The sequence below is a fragment of the Verrucomicrobiota bacterium genome, assembly GCA_037139415.1.
In the GTDB taxonomy this organism is placed as follows: domain Bacteria; phylum Verrucomicrobiota; class Verrucomicrobiia; order Limisphaerales; family Fontisphaeraceae; genus JBAXGN01.
The window spans coordinates 1-17,323 of record JBAXGN010000087.1 but is presented as its reverse complement, the minus strand read 5'-3'; the positions used below and the strand labels follow the sequence as shown (position 1 = coordinate 17,323).

Annotated in this window: 15 protein-coding genes; 4 read left to right on the top strand and 11 right to left on the bottom strand. The window is 57.0% G+C overall.

What is annotated here, in order from left to right:
• Nucleotides 1–237: 237 nt before the first annotated feature.
• From WCO56_15955 to WCO56_15910, 10 genes are all read right to left on the bottom strand, one after another.
• Nucleotides 238–1,605 carry a beta-galactosidase gene (locus WCO56_15955; protein MEI7731071.1) on the bottom strand — a complete coding sequence of 456 codons (1,368 nt, stop codon included), beginning with the start codon at nucleotides 1,603–1,605 and terminating at the stop codon, nucleotides 238–240.
• Between the two features lie 159 nt (nucleotides 1,606–1,764).
• Nucleotides 1,765–3,132 (bottom strand): endo-1,4-beta-xylanase, encoded by a 1,368-nt coding sequence (locus WCO56_15950; protein ID MEI7731070.1) that lies wholly within the window; start codon nucleotides 3,130–3,132, stop codon nucleotides 1,765–1,767.
• A 9-nt stretch (nucleotides 3,133–3,141) separates the two neighbouring features.
• Nucleotides 3,142–4,437 carry a hypothetical protein gene (locus tag WCO56_15945; protein ID MEI7731069.1) on the bottom strand — a complete coding sequence of 432 codons (1,296 nt, stop codon included), beginning with the start codon at nucleotides 4,435–4,437 and terminating at the stop codon, nucleotides 3,142–3,144.
• A 124-nt stretch (nucleotides 4,438–4,561) separates the two neighbouring features.
• Nucleotides 4,562–5,698: a hypothetical protein gene (locus tag WCO56_15940; protein ID MEI7731068.1), complete on the bottom strand. Its 1,137-nt coding sequence runs from the start codon at nucleotides 5,696–5,698 to the stop codon at nucleotides 4,562–4,564.
• Nucleotides 5,699–5,717: 19 nt separating this feature from the next.
• The gene (locus WCO56_15935; GenBank protein ID MEI7731067.1) at nucleotides 5,718–6,347 is read right to left on the bottom strand and encodes a type IIL restriction-modification enzyme MmeI; all 630 of its coding nucleotides are present in this window, start codon (nucleotides 6,345–6,347) and stop codon (nucleotides 5,718–5,720) included.
• A gap of 574 nt (nucleotides 6,348–6,921) precedes the next feature.
• Entirely contained in the window at nucleotides 6,922–8,355 is a 1,434-nt protein-coding gene (locus WCO56_15930) for a glycosyl hydrolase family 28 protein (protein ID MEI7731066.1), read from the bottom strand.
• A 155-nt stretch (nucleotides 8,356–8,510) separates the two neighbouring features.
• A complete protein-coding gene (locus WCO56_15925; protein MEI7731065.1) occupies nucleotides 8,511–9,827 on the bottom strand; it encodes an O-antigen ligase family protein in 1,317 nt (438 codons plus the stop codon).
• A gap of 57 nt (nucleotides 9,828–9,884) precedes the next feature.
• Nucleotides 9,885–10,919, bottom strand: a complete 1,035-nt coding sequence (locus tag WCO56_15920; GenBank protein MEI7731064.1) for a DNA polymerase III subunit — start codon at nucleotides 10,917–10,919, stop codon at nucleotides 9,885–9,887.
• Nucleotides 10,920–10,930: 11 nt separating this feature from the next.
• Nucleotides 10,931–11,371 carry a hypothetical protein gene (locus tag WCO56_15915; GenBank protein MEI7731063.1) on the bottom strand — a complete coding sequence of 147 codons (441 nt, stop codon included), beginning with the start codon at nucleotides 11,369–11,371 and terminating at the stop codon, nucleotides 10,931–10,933.
• Nucleotides 11,372–11,438: 67 nt separating this feature from the next.
• Nucleotides 11,439–11,945, bottom strand: coding sequence for a hypothetical protein (locus tag WCO56_15910; GenBank protein ID MEI7731062.1), 507 nt, complete (start codon nucleotides 11,943–11,945; stop codon nucleotides 11,439–11,441).
• A 745-nt stretch (nucleotides 11,946–12,690) separates the two neighbouring features.
• Here WCO56_15910 and WCO56_15905 point away from each other — a divergent pair.
• From WCO56_15905 to WCO56_15890, 4 genes are all read left to right on the top strand, one after another.
• Nucleotides 12,691–13,659, top strand: a complete 969-nt coding sequence (locus tag WCO56_15905; protein ID MEI7731061.1) for a hypothetical protein — start codon at nucleotides 12,691–12,693, stop codon at nucleotides 13,657–13,659.
• A 142-nt stretch (nucleotides 13,660–13,801) separates the two neighbouring features.
• Nucleotides 13,802–14,911, top strand: a complete 1,110-nt coding sequence (gene mutY / locus WCO56_15900; GenBank protein MEI7731060.1) for an A/G-specific adenine glycosylase — start codon at nucleotides 13,802–13,804, stop codon at nucleotides 14,909–14,911.
• A 43-nt stretch (nucleotides 14,912–14,954) separates the two neighbouring features.
• Nucleotides 14,955–16,067 (top strand): hybrid sensor histidine kinase/response regulator, encoded by a 1,113-nt coding sequence (locus WCO56_15895; protein ID MEI7731059.1) that lies wholly within the window; start codon nucleotides 14,955–14,957, stop codon nucleotides 16,065–16,067.
• A 249-nt stretch (nucleotides 16,068–16,316) separates the two neighbouring features.
• Nucleotides 16,317–16,907, top strand: a complete 591-nt coding sequence (locus WCO56_15890; GenBank protein ID MEI7731058.1) for a DJ-1/PfpI family protein — start codon at nucleotides 16,317–16,319, stop codon at nucleotides 16,905–16,907.
• Between the two features lie 48 nt (nucleotides 16,908–16,955).
• On the opposite strand, the gene WCO56_15885 is transcribed toward WCO56_15890, so the two are convergent.
• Nucleotides 16,956–17,323, bottom strand: a 368-nt coding sequence (locus WCO56_15885; GenBank protein MEI7731057.1) for a hypothetical protein, incomplete at its 5' end; no start/stop codon positions are given.

Genomic DNA, 17,323 nt, shown 5'->3' with positions numbered 1-17,323 from the left:
CAAATCCGGGATCCCTACCATTCCCATGCATGAGCCAATGGCTTGGGAAGATTGGCTGGTTGGACGGCGAGCCCGTCGAGAGACGGGACTCAAGGTTGCGCCCGCAATTATCCGTCGTCCCTCCAGTTCGGGCGATGCGCGATTACATCGGTTGTTCCGAGGGGAACGTGGGCTACCGTTTAAACGAACCGAGGAACTTTTGACAGCTTCCCGCCCCGCTACTTGACACCGGATGGTCTAGCGCACCACCGCCAAGTCTGTGATAATCAAAGGTTGATCCAGCAAGGGTAGATCGTGGAAAATCACCTTGCCGGGCTCACCAGCACTGGCTTGAAGTGCAAATATTTCGCCCGTCATCGGGGCAACCAGGACCGGCTGTTTAAGCGGTGCCGGGACAGTGATCTGCAGTTTTTTCGGCGCGCAATCCTTGAGCAGATCGGCAGGCATCCAATACACATGCAACGGGAATCCTTGCCGCTCAAAGCTGGCGGTCAGAAGTGTTCCCGGAGCGGCCCCGTCTGCCTGGACTCCGGTCTCGGTGCGCTGGGTCTCGGCATCGAACAAAGTAGCCAGGCTCTGATAGGCGAAGAATGCGGGTTTGGGGGTATAATCCGTGCCGCGCAGCAGGCCCTTGTAGTTGGTTTTGCCGCGATAACCTACCAGGTCAACGATCAGGAAATACGAAGTAAGTTCGATCCCCAGCCGCAGGTCAGATAGCACACGGCGCAACAGCCATTTGGCCTGGAGCGTCTCGTTCCAATCCAGGTCGGCCAGCGCTCCCGACCCGCCTGATTGAGAGGGGCAGCCGTTCTCGCCCTGCCAGAGTTTCACGCGGCCCCGGGTGTGCTTTGACAACAAAGTGTTCATCGCGTTTACATCCGCCTCGTAACCTTGTTCCGGCATCTTCCGGTAGGGATGGAAAGACAATTTGTCAATCACATCCCCGAGCCCTGCTTCCATACATTCCTGAATATAGGCGCGGGGCACCGTGCAAAACACGCCGCCGATAATTTTGGCCCCGGGCACCCGTTCGCGGATGATGGGTGCCGTCTGTTTGACCAACTTTACATATTCCGCGGCGTTCGGTTTGCCCGGTTTCCAAAAGTCGGTAATGTTGGGTTCGTTCCAAATCTCCCAATGTTTGACCCGGTCAGCGAAGTGCTGCGAGATCGCCCGGGCATGGTTCAGCCAGCCTTCGCGCGCCTCCTCGGTGAAGACGGGAACCCAGCCGACCGCCGTGGGGTCGGCCTCGGGGGTATAGAGAGGGTTCCCAAAACTCAGGTTAAACCATGGTTGAACACCAATTTTCAGGAGGGAGTCCACCACTGCATCAAGCCAGGTAAAATCATATTTGCCCTTCTCCCGTTCCGTGCGGGCCCAACCGGCCTGGCAGCGGGCCCACTTGGCACCCAACTGAGCCATGTAGGGATAGGTTTTCTCCGGATCAAAAAGTTGGCGGTCCAGGGTTTCAAAACCGATGGAAAGTGGCGATGCCGCAATCTCCCGCGCGGCCCGAGGTTTGAGCCGACCAAGGCTTTTCAAGCCGAGATCAGGCAGCAGTGGCGGCGCGCTCTGCTTGACCGCGGCGCCTTCAGCCGCAGGCAAAGACAGAACGCTCCCTGCCCAACAAGCTGTTGTTGCCGTACCCAAGGTTGCGCGCAAGAACCGCCGCCGCGTAACATTCACTGAGGATGTTCGGTCCAACTTACAGCTCTGAAATGAAGGTGTTTTAATTTTTTGATTGGCGTTCATGGTTTTCATTATCTAGAATTTGATAATCCATTCGTTGGGTGCGCCTTTTTGTAAGCGGAAGGTTTGTTTTACCGTATTGCCTCCGGATTTCGCCGTGACGTTGTACTCACCGTGGAAACCGCGGAACGCGACCTCGTTGCATCCTGCGCTGTTGGTGTTGAACACCGTCCTCCAGTCGTGGTTGATTAATTGATCTAGTGCCGTGAAGGCAGGTTTAGGCGAGAAGTCCTGATGCAAGAGGCCAGCGTGCCATTTATCCTCGCCCTTGGCGGCAGTGCCGTCCACCAGATTCCACCAAGTGATGGCCTCAACGCGCGGATGGCTGAACCACAACCGATAAAAGTTGCGGGCCACGATAGCTTGGTCGCGTTCACCGTCAGGCCCATCAGGCAATGCAGGAATGGTGATTTCCGTGATGTGAAGGGGCCGCTGAAAATCGCTGTATTGATCGAGCACTTGGAACAGGTCAGTCGGCGTGAACTGCTTGCCGGCCTGACTTCGTTGCCAGGCTTGCTCGGAAAAGATGTGCAGTTGCAGTCCAATTTCGTCCACGCGTGCTCCGCCCTCGATCATCTCCCGAATCAACTGGTAATACGGACTCTTTTTTCCCTGGAACTCCAGCCAGGAAAAGGTGGTGGCCTCGTTGAGCATCAACCGGGTCTCCGCAGGGAACGTTTTAGCAGCCACATGCAAGGAGCGGAGCACGTAACCCTCGGGCAGATTGCACCATTTGTCCGCATACTTTTGGCGTTCCATCGGTTCGTTGACAACTTCCCAGCGCGGGATGGTGCCACCGTAGCGCGCGGCAATTTCCGTGATGCGCTGTTCAATGCGGGTCATGGCGTCCTGCGGGTCGTCGGGGCGCCACTTGGGATACCACTGGTGCCACACCAGCGGGTGGCCCTTCATGGCCAGACCGTGCTGCCGACAGAACTCGACCACCGCGTCTGGCGGCGGCCGACGGTAGATCGGTGGGCTGTCTTTCGCAAACCGCGGTTTTCCCGGTTCCGGTTCGAGGTCGGACCAGTAAAACGGCACGGTGGCATAGTTGAGCAGCGACAGAAACGCGGTCTCATACTGACGGTTTTGTGCCGGTGTTGGGAAACCTCCGAGCATGAAGCTATTCGCGCCAAACAGGAATTCATGGCGCGTCTGCTCAACTTGCACGGTCACGTTGCTCATGAACTGGCCATTGGTGCCAGCAAACTTCAACACGACCTCGCTCATCCGGTTAGTGCGGATACCGTCCTCGATGCGGCGGGACACCGCCGGGTCGTTCCAAAGTTTTTGGTAAACCTCGTTAGGTACAGGCCCGGCTACCAGGCAGACCGCGCTGGCGGCTAAGGCCGGGATACAAACCGCGATGCGTTTCATGTTCATGGCAGTGGTTCAATGATTGGGCAGCGCGTAATAAGCGCATTCCGCAAAGAAGAATATCGACATGTTCAGTTTGGAGTAATCGTAATGGCAAATGGCGCGTTCAACCGCCTCGCGGCCCGTACCATCTCCGGCGAGGGCGATGATCGCGGCGGCGGCGAGCGGATTTCTCATGTATCTGGACTCATACTCTTTTCGCTCACCCTTTTTAGCTTTGTCCCCCGTATCAGAAAGTCTTTTAGCATCCGCCTGCGTCGGCTGCGGAAACCAGGTGGAATAGACAGCCCGCCAGTTGGCGCTGCCAAAAACTTTTTTATCCTGATTATCAAATTTTTGGTACGCCTCGATCACCACCAGTGAGTGTTTGACATTATTGGCAAGACCGGTGCGGTATTGGGCGAGGATCGCTCCATCGGTTTCCATGGCAATGAGTTTTGCCAGCGAACCTTGCGAGCCGACATAGATCCACTGCGCATGCTCATCCAGGCCCTTGATCGCTTCGCGGTCCAGGGCGTAGCCTATGGCGCAGATTTCAGCGCGGGGTTTGTCGCTACCCGGCGGACGGGCAGCGAGCGCTTTCCGGTAGCGTTCCAGCCAGACATTGTCACGCGTGACATCATACATGGCCCGGAGCATGAAGAGGTAACGGACGGCGTCACGAAATAGGTGCCCTTGAAAGCCCCCCCGGAAATCACCCTTGAAGGCCCCATCGCAGGGGCACTTCCAGCCGGTGGATTCCAGGACGTTCGCGACCTCCTGCATCTTCGCGGCAATCTGCTGGCGCTCCGCTGCGGTGGGCAGATCGCTCAGGCAATACGCATGGAATCCATAGAACCAGGGATGGGTTTGGTCGTCCGAACCGAGGGGATAGTGGCATTTACCATCCGAGCCCATGCCGCGAACAATCATGCCCGGCACATCGGAGACCGAGGCGCATTTTAGGAGGCCCTGCACCAGCCGCCGCGCGTTGTCCTTGTCCACCTGGGCTCCGCTGCGGCGGGCGCGTTCACACGCGGCCGGGAGGTACAGGCCGGTGAACATCGGTCCATCCTCAATCGGGCTCCACCAGCCAATGGCGTTGGGTTTGCCCAAGGAGCAGTCTTCGGGAGTCGACAGGTCACCAACGAAGTCGAGGATGACGCCATGTTTGTCCATAAACTTATTCCAAAGATTGGCGTGGGCCTGTTCCACCGCTTCAATCGTCGTTCGACCGGGGCTTGATACTGCTGCGCCTGCCGCAGTCTCCAGCATTAGCGCTACTCCGAAGATCGAGGCGCATAAACGTACAGTAAAGATGGATGTTCTCATAGTCATCGGTTGCGTGACATTCAGTGTTGCGGCAAGGCGAATCATGGCACCAAGGTAACACCCTGGACCTGCGGGCGGATGCAGTCGTCGGTAATCAGGGTTTTGGCGGCAGGATAATGGCTCGTTATTGTTTTGGTGTTTTTTGATCAATCATTTCCTGATACATTTTCTCTTTATTCTTCTCCCACCAGTCTATGAAAAGGGGAACACCAATAATGCTCCATTTTGCATCACTTTTTGTCTGACTTAATAGAAAGCAAGCCTGGTTTAAACACACCAAACTTTCTTCTTTTTTCATAACGTCGATTAGAAATGAAATCCTTTTGTAAAGTGGAAACCTCTCCTGACAGAACAACTGGTGAATAACATGCAGTCTAGTCGATGCCAATGAATCGTAATAGCGATCCACGAAATTTTCAAACGTGGCGGTTGTCATATTGTTGGTTGTTCCATCCCAAATGTCTATAGCATTTCTGCGATTTACCGCCGCCTCACTGAGCTGCCTCATGATGGTAATAATCGTTTTAACTGCGATTTCACGATTTGGAGAATTAGGGTTATCTTGGATTTTAGCTAATTCATCGAACGCTTTGCGATCATCTCCCAAAGCTTTAGAAATTGTCAGGGAAAACGCTAATTCATCACGAAGTTTCTTAATATCCAAATCCGCTTTGTTCCGAAAAACATCCAAATCAGTCTTAAATTTATCAACTTCTGGTTGAATCTGTTTACCAATAAGTTCTCTAGCGTATATTGAGGCCACCTGGGACACCGTATTACTTATTCTTGGTTCTTGAAATGATTGAACAATGCGATTCGTCATTTCATAATTCTCAGCTAGCAGACGTATGTTTACATTAGTCTCTAAATGCGCAAGTGCATTGCTAAGCCTGACCATTTGGTTACTACTTGAGGCATCTATTTCCAGTAACATCATGTCACCTTTCTGAAGGCGATTACTTGCATTAACTTCAAATGTATGAATTTCCGATTGTAACTTTACGTTCAAAGAACTAACGGTATTGGACTCAAAATCCTTAATAGAAGTTTTAACACTTGAACCAACAAAAGATGTTATCCCCCAACATCCCAATATTACTGCTATCAAAATCCCTATACCAATCTCTAGCCAAAACAGCCTCGACTTTAAAAGGTTATCTACAATTCTTCTGATTGTATCATCCGAACAACTAATTTCTTGTTGTTTCTGGTTTGGCTGGCGATTTTGACTTTTAACTTTTGGTTTTTTAGGTCGCTTCATATGTTCAACTTGATATCTGCTATGCCAAAGGCCGGATGCAGTCGTTGGTGATCAGGGTTTTGGCGACGGGATAATGTTTGGGGATGCCGGGGGCGGTGACGGGTTCGCCGCGCTTGACCAGTTTGCGGAAGCATTCGGCCAGGCAATCGGCGGCCAGCCGGGTGACTTGCTCGCGGTCGTTTTCAAAGGTGGGCTTGGGCGAACCGGGGGCCAGGAAGGCCAGCGGACCCCAGCGCCCCGGCAGTTCAGTGAGCTTGAGGATGTCCTTGGGCGCGTCGAGGTCCGTATCGAAATCATAGACGCGGAACTCGTCGAAGTTGCAGAGGACGACGTAGCGCGGGCGGTTGGGGACGAGGCGGGTCCAGTAATCAAAAGCCTGGCGGTAATGTTTTTGCAGGTTCTCGCCGCGCTTCTTCATTTCGATGAGCACGACGGGCTTCCAGACGTAATCGGCAAAGGCGGTGCCGCCGCCATCCTCGCCGGACTTGCGGATGCGGAATTCGGTGGTGCCGCCCACATCGAGGCAGCCAGCCTGACCAAAAGCCTGAAAGAGACGATCGAGGAAGATTTGCGCCTGCCCCTTTTCATCGCCGCTGATGTGCTTCTGGCACCACGCGGTGAACTCACCAAGTTTATCCCGATTTGGCATGGGCCAAACCATAGCAAACGCGGCGGCGGGGTCAATGAGAAGGTGAGGATGGAACAAAGGGCCGAAGGCCTGTGAGGTGATAGCCCGGGCTGAAGGCCCGGGAATAAGTTTCCCGCCAACCGCCCCGCCCTGTAAGGGCGGTACCACCGTTGCGGGCGGCAATCATGGAATGGAACATCCCTCCCTTTCAGGGCGGTGGTAACAAGGTGGTTCATCGTTTCCTTGGGGCTTCACCCCAAGCTATCACATCACGGGCTTTCAGCCCGGTGCGGTCTATGCGGGGAACGGGGCATGACCTCCGGAAAGCCGCCCAATAAACCCAACCGCACCCCGGCAGGGCTGCCAGCGGTTACTTTAACGCCTGCCGTTAAAGTAAAGTGGCCTAAAAATAGCGGTTTTTGGAATTTTCATGCGTAAGTGCCTGTGGTTTAGCAAATAACCCATGCAGAACCCCGCCAAAACGTCACTTGTTTTTGAAAAAGCAAGACTGCTTTTGTCCGGAGCAAGACTGCTTTTGACCAAAATTCCGGCGGAAAAATGGCAGGGGGATTATTTCCTATTTTTCACCCACCTCTTACTTTTCAAACCGGACATTGGTGGCGTTTTGGATCCGTAGATTCGCTTCCGAGGCCGATTGCAAGACTTTACCCTGAAACGTGACGTTTTGAAACACCACCGTGTCCACTTCATTCGCCGGGCTGAATCCCCTGATGTCCGACTCCGGCAGACGGTCGCCAGCGATTTGGATATCCTTGAACCACACGTTTTGAACCCGACCGCGTTTGCTGGAACGCTTTTCCCGCTGCACGTTCAGCCAAGCCTCGCCTTTGGGCGGCTTGCGTGCGGCATTATTGCGGTAATATTCAAACGGGCAATCCGCGCTGTATTCGGAAAAAGCCACCTTCACCGCCAGCAGTTTGTCGCAGCCATCCTCCACCCGGATATCTTCAAAACGAACATTTTCAACCAGGCCCAGATCGTGGTTGTCAATGCTCATGGCGGGCCCTTTTTCTTTTTTGATGATGTCGCAATTCTTGAACAAAATATTGCGAACCGCGGGTGCCCGGATGGCAAATCCGACGGTCAAAGCATGACCCCATTCGGAACTCCAGAAAATGGAATTCATGACCTTCACATCGTCCACGTTGAAGAGGTTGGGGTCCCCTTTGGAGGTCGTTCCGGTCATTCCGGAATTGTCATGCGCTTTGACGGCTATGCAATCGTCCTTCGTGCGAAAGAAACAATTGTCCACAGTGATGCGCCGGGAACTATCGGGATCGAAGCCGTCGTCGTTATCCCGCCAACTGAGAATCTTGACGTTGCGCAAGTGGATGTCCTCCGAAAGCCGGGGAACAACGGTCCACCCATAGCTACCCAGCACAATGACCCCGTTGATCTCGATATTCGTGCAACGGGTCAAGTCCACCATCTTCGACTGATTCATGCGCGTTGAAGCATCCAGAATACCGGGGCCCAGTATCCGGGCACCGGAAACATTTTTGGCGCGAATCACGCCGCGGACCACCGCCCCGCCCGCCAGGTAAAGCGTTTCATGGTCCTTTAACTCAATTTTGCCAACCTCATGAATCCTGCCGCCCTCAAAATAGCGAACGTTTGGATCACCAGCCTTGGGGGCATTTGCCTCGGGCGCGTTGGCGAACAGGAACAACGGCCGGTGAAGATCTTCATCCACTTCAACCGCCAAATTACAGGGGCGGTTGATACGAAAACGCAGGGTGTTCCCCTCCACGATGGGCTTGATGCCCCGCGCCAGTGGCCGAATGACCGGGTGTTTGATCGGCCGCTTCACGTCCAGAACCACTTCAACCTCGCCGCTGAAGGCAAAGGTGGCCATGGAAAAGACCGGGGTGTTATAGACAAAAATGTTTTTGCTGTTGGCCCGTACCTGGTAATCCGGCGATGCCTCAATTCCCTTCGGGGTCGGATACGCCATGACCTCGCCCTGAGCATGGATGGTGTCTCCAAGCACGCCATGCACGGCAGCCATCAGAATGATTGCCAATATCGAGTTTAGTAATTGATTCCGACCGCAACTGGAGGTGCGGACAGGCGAGTGATCACTCTGGTGAAGATTTGCCTGGTCAATTCCCCATCCGTCACTCGACACGCTGCATTTGCACGCCACTGGGTTATGCCTAATTTTCATCCGGGTAATGGTATTCGCCCTTTGATCAACGACAAGGGCAACACTTGCTTTTCTTCCTCCTGCCCTGCCAGCAGACCGAACAGCAGAAACGCTGGACACGCCAGCGCGGGAATGTACAAGCCAAACTCCACGAATCCTTGCAGGCTCCAGCCCAGCAGACCCAGCCAGATCGCCAGCCGCATGGGTTGCGCCGCGCAGTTGCGATAACCCCAGACCAACCCCACCAGCCAGAACGCCGCATAGGCCAAGCCTCCAATGCCGCCAGAGTCCGAGGCTTGTTCCAAGTAGTCATTATGGGTCAGCCGCGCCATTTCCGCACCAGGTGATTTCACTTTGCGATAGACCGCGCCAAAGGTGCCCGGCCCCGAGCCTACTACTGGATGCGCTTTGAAATTACCCCACGCCGCCTGCCAATATTCAAACCGCGCGCCGGCACTGGTGGCGCCTTTGGCGAAGTACGTCGAGAATCGCAGAAAGAAGGCGGTCACCCCCACCAGCAAGACCGCGCCCACGATCAGCAACCGTGCCCGGCGGCCCAGCGAAAGGTGTAGCACCCAGACCAACCCCAGCACCAACGCGATCAGCCATCCGGCTTTGGAACCGGACCAATACAGGCAGGGGAGTGCCAAGAACAACAGCAGCAGCGCCGCCATCTGTTTGCGCCAGACCACCGCCAGCCAGGCCAGCAAGGGCGGCAGTAACAACAGGATCGCCCCGGCCAGGGCGTTGGGATACACGAACGTGGAAAAAATCCGGTCGCTCATGATTTTGTAACGAAACCCGGCGGACTCCCACGCGACACGCAATCCGGGCGGGGCCTGGCTCCAATCCATCGTTTCAAAATGGCGGCGCGTGGCCGCCAGCCCGCCAAAATGCTGATCCCATCCCTCGTACAGCACCCAGGCAAAGGCGGCCAGCAACCCGGCCCAAAACAGTGTATCCCGTCGCAACCGGCCCATGGCAAAGACACCCACGTAGAATGCGCCCACGCAGGCGGCGAAATGCGGCAGCACTTTGGCGGTCAACCGCGCATCCACCGACCAACGCGCGGCAACCCATTGCCAGCCCAACCAGAGCAGCGGCAACCCCAGCAGCCAGGCGGGCACATTGGTTTTCCAACGCCACAGGGGCAGGCTGACGAGCATGGCCAGTGCCAGCATCCAGAAACTCCACCCCGGCGGCCAGGACATGAAACACCATTCAAAAAAATTCCCGGGTGCCTGAAGTTGATCGGAGAAAATTACCGGATTACCGAGTTTCACCAGGATAACCCCCGCCAGCAACCCGAGGAGTTGGGCGGCGACGCGTTCCATGGATGATGGCGACGGCGGGGCAAGTGGAGAGGTGTCGGGTTTTCCCGGCATGGCGGGCTAGAGCTTGAGTTTCAGCAACCCCACTTCCAGCGCCAGGGCCTCTTGCACGTTGGTGTGAAGCAGGCGTTGGGTGCGCTCGATTTCGTCGAGATTTTCCAGCGCCTCGCGGGCCTGGATGCGTTTGGCCACGATCTCCGACTGGCTGGAAAATTGGGGGAACGTGAACAAACCCTCAGCGGCGCCCAGCGTGAGCAGCCAGACATCGCGCATCCACCATTCAAACACCGCCAGCAATTCCATGCGTTGCCGGCGGTATTCCGATTCCACCGCCGCCGACAGTTCCCGCTCCCACTTTTCCACCAAGCCGGGTTCCGCTTCCTCATATTTCTGGATCGGGGATCGGGCGGTAAGCGTCTCCTGAATCTCCGCTTTCATCTCGCCCAGGCGCTGGACCAGCAGCGCAAGCAATTTGTAGCGCCCCAGCAGGCTGCGGTTGCCCTGCGCAGCTTCGGCCACAAACTGTCCCAGCCACGTCAGGGTTTTTGCGTCCGTCTGCACCGCGCTACCCGCCGCAAAGGTCAGGCGCAGACAGCGGGAAAGAATGGTTTCGAGGAGGCGTTGCGGCTCCGTGCTGAGAAGAATCAGGATGGAGTTGGCCGGCGGTTCCTCCAGGGTTTTCAGGAAAGCATTAGCGGCGCTCACGTTCAGCCGATCCGCCGCCACCAGCACTGACACCTTGAATTCCGCCTCCGTCGGCTTCAGGTTCACCGTCCCCATCAACTCGCGGATTTGGTCCACCGAAATCTGGCGCATTTTGGACTCGGGCCGAATCCAATGGATGTCGGCGTGCAGGTCCTCGTTGATCTTGCGGCAAGTGAGGCAATGATCACAACAATCGGTAGCCAGCCCGGTCGCACCGCGATGAGGCGGGTTTTGGCAATTGAGGGTTTTGGCCAGGGTGCGCGCCATGGTTTCCAGCACGCCAAGTTCCAGGCCGATGAACAGGTAGGCATGACCCAAGCGTCCGCGTTCCAAGCTGCGCTGGAGCAGTGTGACGACCTGTTCCTGATTGGGGAAATCTTTGAAAGCCATGGTCTGAGCGGTTATTCCTGCGGTTTTTCCCACGGTTGCTGCTCGGTGCTTTGGGCTGGCGACTGCACATGCCGCACCAGCAGCGGGATGCTTTCTTTTTGGTCGCCATCCAAAGCCACGTCCACCGAGTACAAACCCGGCTTCTCGAATTTCAAATGCTGAATGTTGACGATAAAGTTGCGGGAAATAAACAACGCTTCGTCTGGCACTTCCACCGCCACCGGCATCTCAATGGGCGGCATTACCGATTTGCCATCCTCATCCACAAAATTCAGGCGCACCTTGTGCTCCCCCTCCTCCATCTTGTTGAACACCATCCGCAGCGCGACCGAACATTGCGGGTGTACCGCCGGCATTTGCGCGGCGTTGATGGTGTCGAACGTGCCCAGGATGTTCAGTTTACCCTGCGAATCCGTGGCCGCGTCGCACAAAGTGGCTACCAATATATCCATAATGGCGCTGAGTATAGGCGGCCTGCCCGGAAAGCAATAACCAAAAAACGAAAATGTTTGGCGGGCATCATGGGCCTGGGAGCGCACCGGAAACCACCAGAAAGCACCGGCGAACACCCAAAATGAAATTGTTGCAGAAATTTCGGTCGAGTAGGAGGGGCCGTGTCAAAACGCGCCTGTACACACGTACCACATTAAACATCCCAGCGACAACCGGACCCGGCGCGACTGGCATCTGCTCCTGGAAACCAACAGCACCACCACCAACGCCATCCAGCTTCACGACCTCGACCTGCTGGGCTACCCGCACAAATACTACCGCATCCGCTGGCTGCGTTGACCCGAACCACCGCCGCGCCAGGCGGCGACCATCCGCCATCCCATGGGCGTCCGAGGCCGTGACATTGGCCAGCATCAGCGCGATCCTGTTCCGGTCAGCCAGCCGCCCCGCAACGCGCCCCGCGAGCATCAACGCATTCCCCGTGCCCAAACACCCGCCGGGAGACTGCGGGACGGGCATTTGCGGTCTGGTACCCGTTTTTTGCGTGATTTTGGCGGAAATTTGTGTCCGCAAAAACCATTTCCCGGTAGGGGGATTTCATTTCCCGGCTGGGGTAAATCAAATCCTGGCAGGGGGAAATGAAATACCGCCGGGGGAAAATGAAATCCTGGCAGGGGGAAATGGAATCCCGGCGCGCAGAAATGATTTCCTGGCGGGGGGAAACCAAATCCCGGCGGGGGAAATGAAACGCGGGCCGGGGGAAATGGTTTCCTGGCACCGGAAAATGCGGCGCTAGCCGGGGAAAATGAAATACTGGCGCCCAGCAATACACCACTGGCCGCGAAAAACCCCGTATGGGACGGCCAAAAAGCGCCATGGGTGACGAAAAAATCCGAGCCGCACGCGGGAAATCCACGCCCGCCCCGCGAATTTGCCGGACCCACTGCGCCGAATGCGCCACCCGTTGCGCAAACGTCCGGAGCGACGCACGGAAACCTGCCATGGGAGCGCGCGGCCTCCGGACACCACGGGGTGCGGGGCAGAACTCTGCGCCGGACACAACCCGGACCGGGCCGCAGGGAAATCTGCTGGATGGCAACACCCGCAGGCTCCCGTGGCGCGAATGGGGTGAGAAACTCCAAGGCTTGGGCGCGCTGATCCAAAACGGCGTCGCGGCCCCTTCCCCCCACCTTGCCGCCGTACTCCAAAAATGTTGGCGCGTGCATTGGCTCTGCGCCGCAACCCTTAATTCCGCATTCCGCATTCCGAATTCCAAAAAGGCTTGCCCTATGCCGCTGGGCGCGGTAAGGGTGGGCGTATGCTTGGCAGACATCATGCGCTCGCCTCCGGCCACGGGGGCCGGGTGCGCCTGCTCCTCCGCCTCCTGCTGGCGGGTGGGCTGGCGGCGGCGCTGGTGCCCAAGGCCCCGGCGCAGGTGACCATCTCCTTCGGCTACGCCCCCACGGGCATTGCCTACCTCACCAATGGCCTGATTGCCGTGACCAGTTCCATCGGCGTTTCCCTTTACGACACCAACGGGACGTCGGTGGGGAGCTTTAGCGCCGGTAGCGGCATCGTGGACGCCGGGGCGGGGGTGAATGGCGGGGTGAATGTGTTGGGTAGCGGCGTGACCCATTTCGACAAAGACGGTAACGGGATTGGAATTATCAATTCCACCGGCCCCTCCCCCGTGGTGCTGGGGGCGGTGCTGACGCTGGGCGGGGTGAACTACCAGTTGCTCGGGGCCAACGGCACGGTGTACGCCCAGAATGTGGCCACCAGTGCGCTCACACCCATCATGTCCCTGTCCAACGTCGTCGGCGTCACCGGCGGGGATTGGGTGCTGCGCCCCGGCGGCACCAACCTGGATCAGGTGTTGCTGGGGTTTTGTACGCCCACCTCATTCAGGAGTTATTATCCGGATGGAACGTTGCACACTCTTTTTGCCTTGAACGGTAATGGGACCGGTCAGGATATGGCTTTTGGAGTTGGATGTATTTACGCTGCTCAAAAGGTTGGCACTTCGGGGGGAGCCGTTATCGAGTATCCCTTCACCGTCCCACCTATCCCAGTAGCGAGCCGGATGGCTAGCGGCGCGGTGGGCCGGGGGATCACCTTGAGCGTGACGAACCAATCGGACGTGGTGTGGACGGTGCAGAGCGCGCCCTCCCCGACCGGCGCATGGACGAATGAGCCCGCCATCACCTGGGCCACCAACGGCAACCGGATCACCACCACGCTGACCAACGCCGCCCCCCGCTGCTTCTACCGCCTCACCGCCCGCTAAGGTTCGCCCGGCAGCCGGGCCAATCCCTTCAAGGATGCCATGGACGCCGCTCCCACCCGGCGCTTTTACCGGTTGCGGTTGCCGTAAACCTCGGGCAGTAAATGTTGCCAGATGTTGCTGGTTATTGTATTTGGTACGCGTGATGCCGCACCAACGAACAATCGCCGCAATCGTTTCGAGACTGCTTAAATGGTATCCCAAACACGCCAGGGATTTACCTTGGCGGCGAACCACGGACCCGTATTGTGTCTATGTGTCCGAGGTGATGCTGCAGCAAACCCAGGTCAAGACCGTCATCCCGTATTGGGAACGCTGGTTACGGGAATTGCCGACGGTGCGGGCGCTGGCGGAAGCCGAACCGGACCGGGTTTTGAAACTATGGGAGGGGCTGGGATATTATCACCGGGCGCGCAATTTGCAGAAGGCGGCGCGCTGCATCATGGAACAACATGGCGGCAGATTCCCTGAGAACTACGAAGCCATTCTCGCGCTGCCCGGTATTGGTCGTTACACGGCGGGTGCGATTTGCAGCATCGCCTTCAACCAACCTGTGCCCATCCTGGATGGCAACGTAATCCGTGTGTTGGCCCGGGTGTTTTGCCTGCGGGGTGATCCAGCGAAACGCGCTGTCCAGCTAACGCTTTGGGGACTGGCCGGGCAATTGGTCAACGCTGCTGGCAAGTTTCGCAGTGTGGGGCCAGAGTTGCCGCTGGCGAACTGCCATTCGTTTCTGAACCAATCGTTGATGGAGTTGGGCGCACTGGTTTGCACGCCGCGCCAGCCGCAGTGTTCGGCGTGTCCCATCCAGCCGCAGTGTCTCGCCTGCCAACACGGCTTGACCGACCAACTGCCCGCCATTCCGGTCCGAGCCAAGCCGATCCAGCGCCGCCACATCGTCTTGCTATTGGCACGCAAGGGCAGACTTTTAATCCATCGGCGGCCCGCTGGCGGGGTAAATGACGGCTTTTGGCAATTCCCTGAATTTGAGGCGGCACCCAAGGCGGTGATTGATGCGCCATTCGTCCTGCAACAGTCCGGTTTTCAGCTTCGCAATCTTGCCAAGGTGGCAAATACCGCCCATTCCATCACCCGCTACCGTCTGCGCTTGGAAGCGTTTCGCGGGATCCTCCAAGTGAGTGATTTCCCGAGCGGGCCGGATTGGCGCTGGGTGGCGCGGCGGGAATTGGAGTCCCTTCCTTTCTCAGCGGCGCATCGAAAGCTACTGTTAAAATTGGACGGCTGGCCGTTGTGAACTATATTCTTGTCAAGTAATGCAAGCTAACGTGACACATACAATGAACGCAACCATTTTGGTCGTGGATGACTCAAGTGATGTGGCGCAAATCCTCGCGAGCATGTTAAAAGCCTCGGGGTATGAGGTTTTAATTACGGCCAGTGGCGCACTCGCACTTCAATCGGCGCAAGCATCGCCACCGGATATGATCCTGTTGGATATTGGCTTGCCGGACCTGAATGGCTTCGAGGTTTGCCAGCAACTCAAGGCCAATCCGCGGCTGTCCAATATCCCGATTATCTTCATCAGCGCCCTGGATGCCACTGCGGACAAAATTCGCGCCTTTGAGGCAGGGGGGGTGGATTACATCACCAAGCCATTCCAGCTTTCCGAGGTCGCCGCCCGGGTGGGCACCCACCTGCGCTTGCACCGGTTACAGCTCGAATTGGAGCATCGTAACGAACAGGTGCAGACCAGTTACGAGCGGCTCAAGCATCTCGAGGCCTTGCGGGACAATCTGACCCACATGATCGTGCATGATATGCGCACGCCGCTGTTGGTGGTGGATGGGTACTTGGAACTATTGAGTTTCACCGACGCGGCGCGACTCTCCGCAGACGGCAAGCATCATATTCAAGCGGCGCGTGAGGCGGCGCAAAATGTATTGGAAATGACCCGCTCGCTGCTGGATGTGAGCCGGATGGAAGCGGGGGAAATGCCGTTGGACAAGGCGGAACACGATCTGGCGGCCCTGACCCGGCAGGTCATGGAGAAAATGTCAGCGCTAAGACGCGGACGCGGGCTGTGCCTCGATGCGCCAGACACCCCGATCCTCGTCCGGATGGATGGCGGGCTCATTGCGCGAGTCATGGAAAACTTGATTGCCAACGCGATGAAGCACACGCCGCCGCATGGGCAAATCACCGTGAGCGTTAAAGTGGAACCGCAGTCGGTCCAGTTTTCCATTGTGGATAATGGGCCGGGAATCCCTGCCCCTTGGCACCAGAAAATCTTTGAGAAATTTGGCCAGGCTGGCGACGATAAACGCCGCTTCGGCACCGGCTTGGGGCTAACGTTCTGCAAAATGGCGGTCGAAGCCCATGGCGGGACCATTGGTCTGACGAGCCGCGTTGGTCACGGCAGCACCTTTTGGTTTCGCTTGCCCATGCCATAATTCATGATCCCCTGGATTGGAGTTCCGCCGCATGCTCCACAGCGTAATCGCGATTTCATCCCCTGCCGAAAAAAGCCTTGAACCCGCCATAATCCCTGACAGACTGCGGAGGTTATGTATCGCACGGATCGGCGTCAGTTTTTGCAATTAGCTGTTACGGCGGCCGCCGGAGTCAAGGCGGCACCGTACTTGCTGAACGCACGCGAGCCGTCCACGCAAACCACCCCCCGGAACCCGGAGAATCAGAATATGCCATTGCCCAAAGTTTTAATGCCCATTGGTGATGCCACGGAAATGATGGATACGCTTTACCCGTTCTTTCGTCTGCCGGAGGATGGATTTCAAGTCGTAGTGGCCGGGCCCGAGGCGCGCCTCTACAACGGCGTCGCGCATGAAGTGCCGCCCAACGCCGATGTGCCGTGGGACATTACCCGCGAGCAGCCCGCGTACCATATCAAGGCTGACATTGCCTTTCGCGATGTGAAGCCCGAGGAGTATGCGGGCCTGTTTGTTTCCGGCGGACGCGCCCCCGAATATTTGCGTTACGATCAGGACCTCCTGCGCATCACCCGGCATTTCTTCGAGCAAAACAAACCGGTGGCCGTGGTGTGCCACGGGGTGGAAATTGTCGCGGCGGCGGGCGTCCTCAAGGGGGGGCGCAAGATGACCACGGTGAGCAAGTGCGCGCTCGATGTCACCCAGTTTGGCGGGGAGTACGTTGCAAAATCATGTGTGGTGGACGGCAATCTGGTGAGCTGCGGCACCTGGCACGATTACAATACGGAGTTCTTCAAGGTGTTCATCGCCAAATTGAAGGCAGCCACAGCAGCGAGGCGTTAGCACCGCGCTGGCCCGCAGCGGCATTGGGTTGTAACGGCAGCGCGGCCTTCAAGCAAATGCCACTCGAATAATCATGACAATCATCCATAAGGTAACTAGCCCTGCCAATGCCCCCGCGACCTGGTCCGGACGTCGGCCGCGTACGGCGGCAAACAAACAGGCAACCACGCAACCAACCAAGGCGATGCTTACCACAATCCAAGTCTGCACCGGGACCAAACTCGGTCGTCCTGAGATGCCAGTGAACCTAGTCGGAATATCGAAGAGCGTAAAAACAACCACGAGAACCGCGATCCAACCTTTTGGTGATGGAAGATAGCCGCTCATAACCTTGAGGGAGCGACTGAACAGTCTTCTCGACCGCCCTTTTCGTTCATGGTTTCCGGTGGCCAGTTGGTTTTCATGGTGCCGACCAT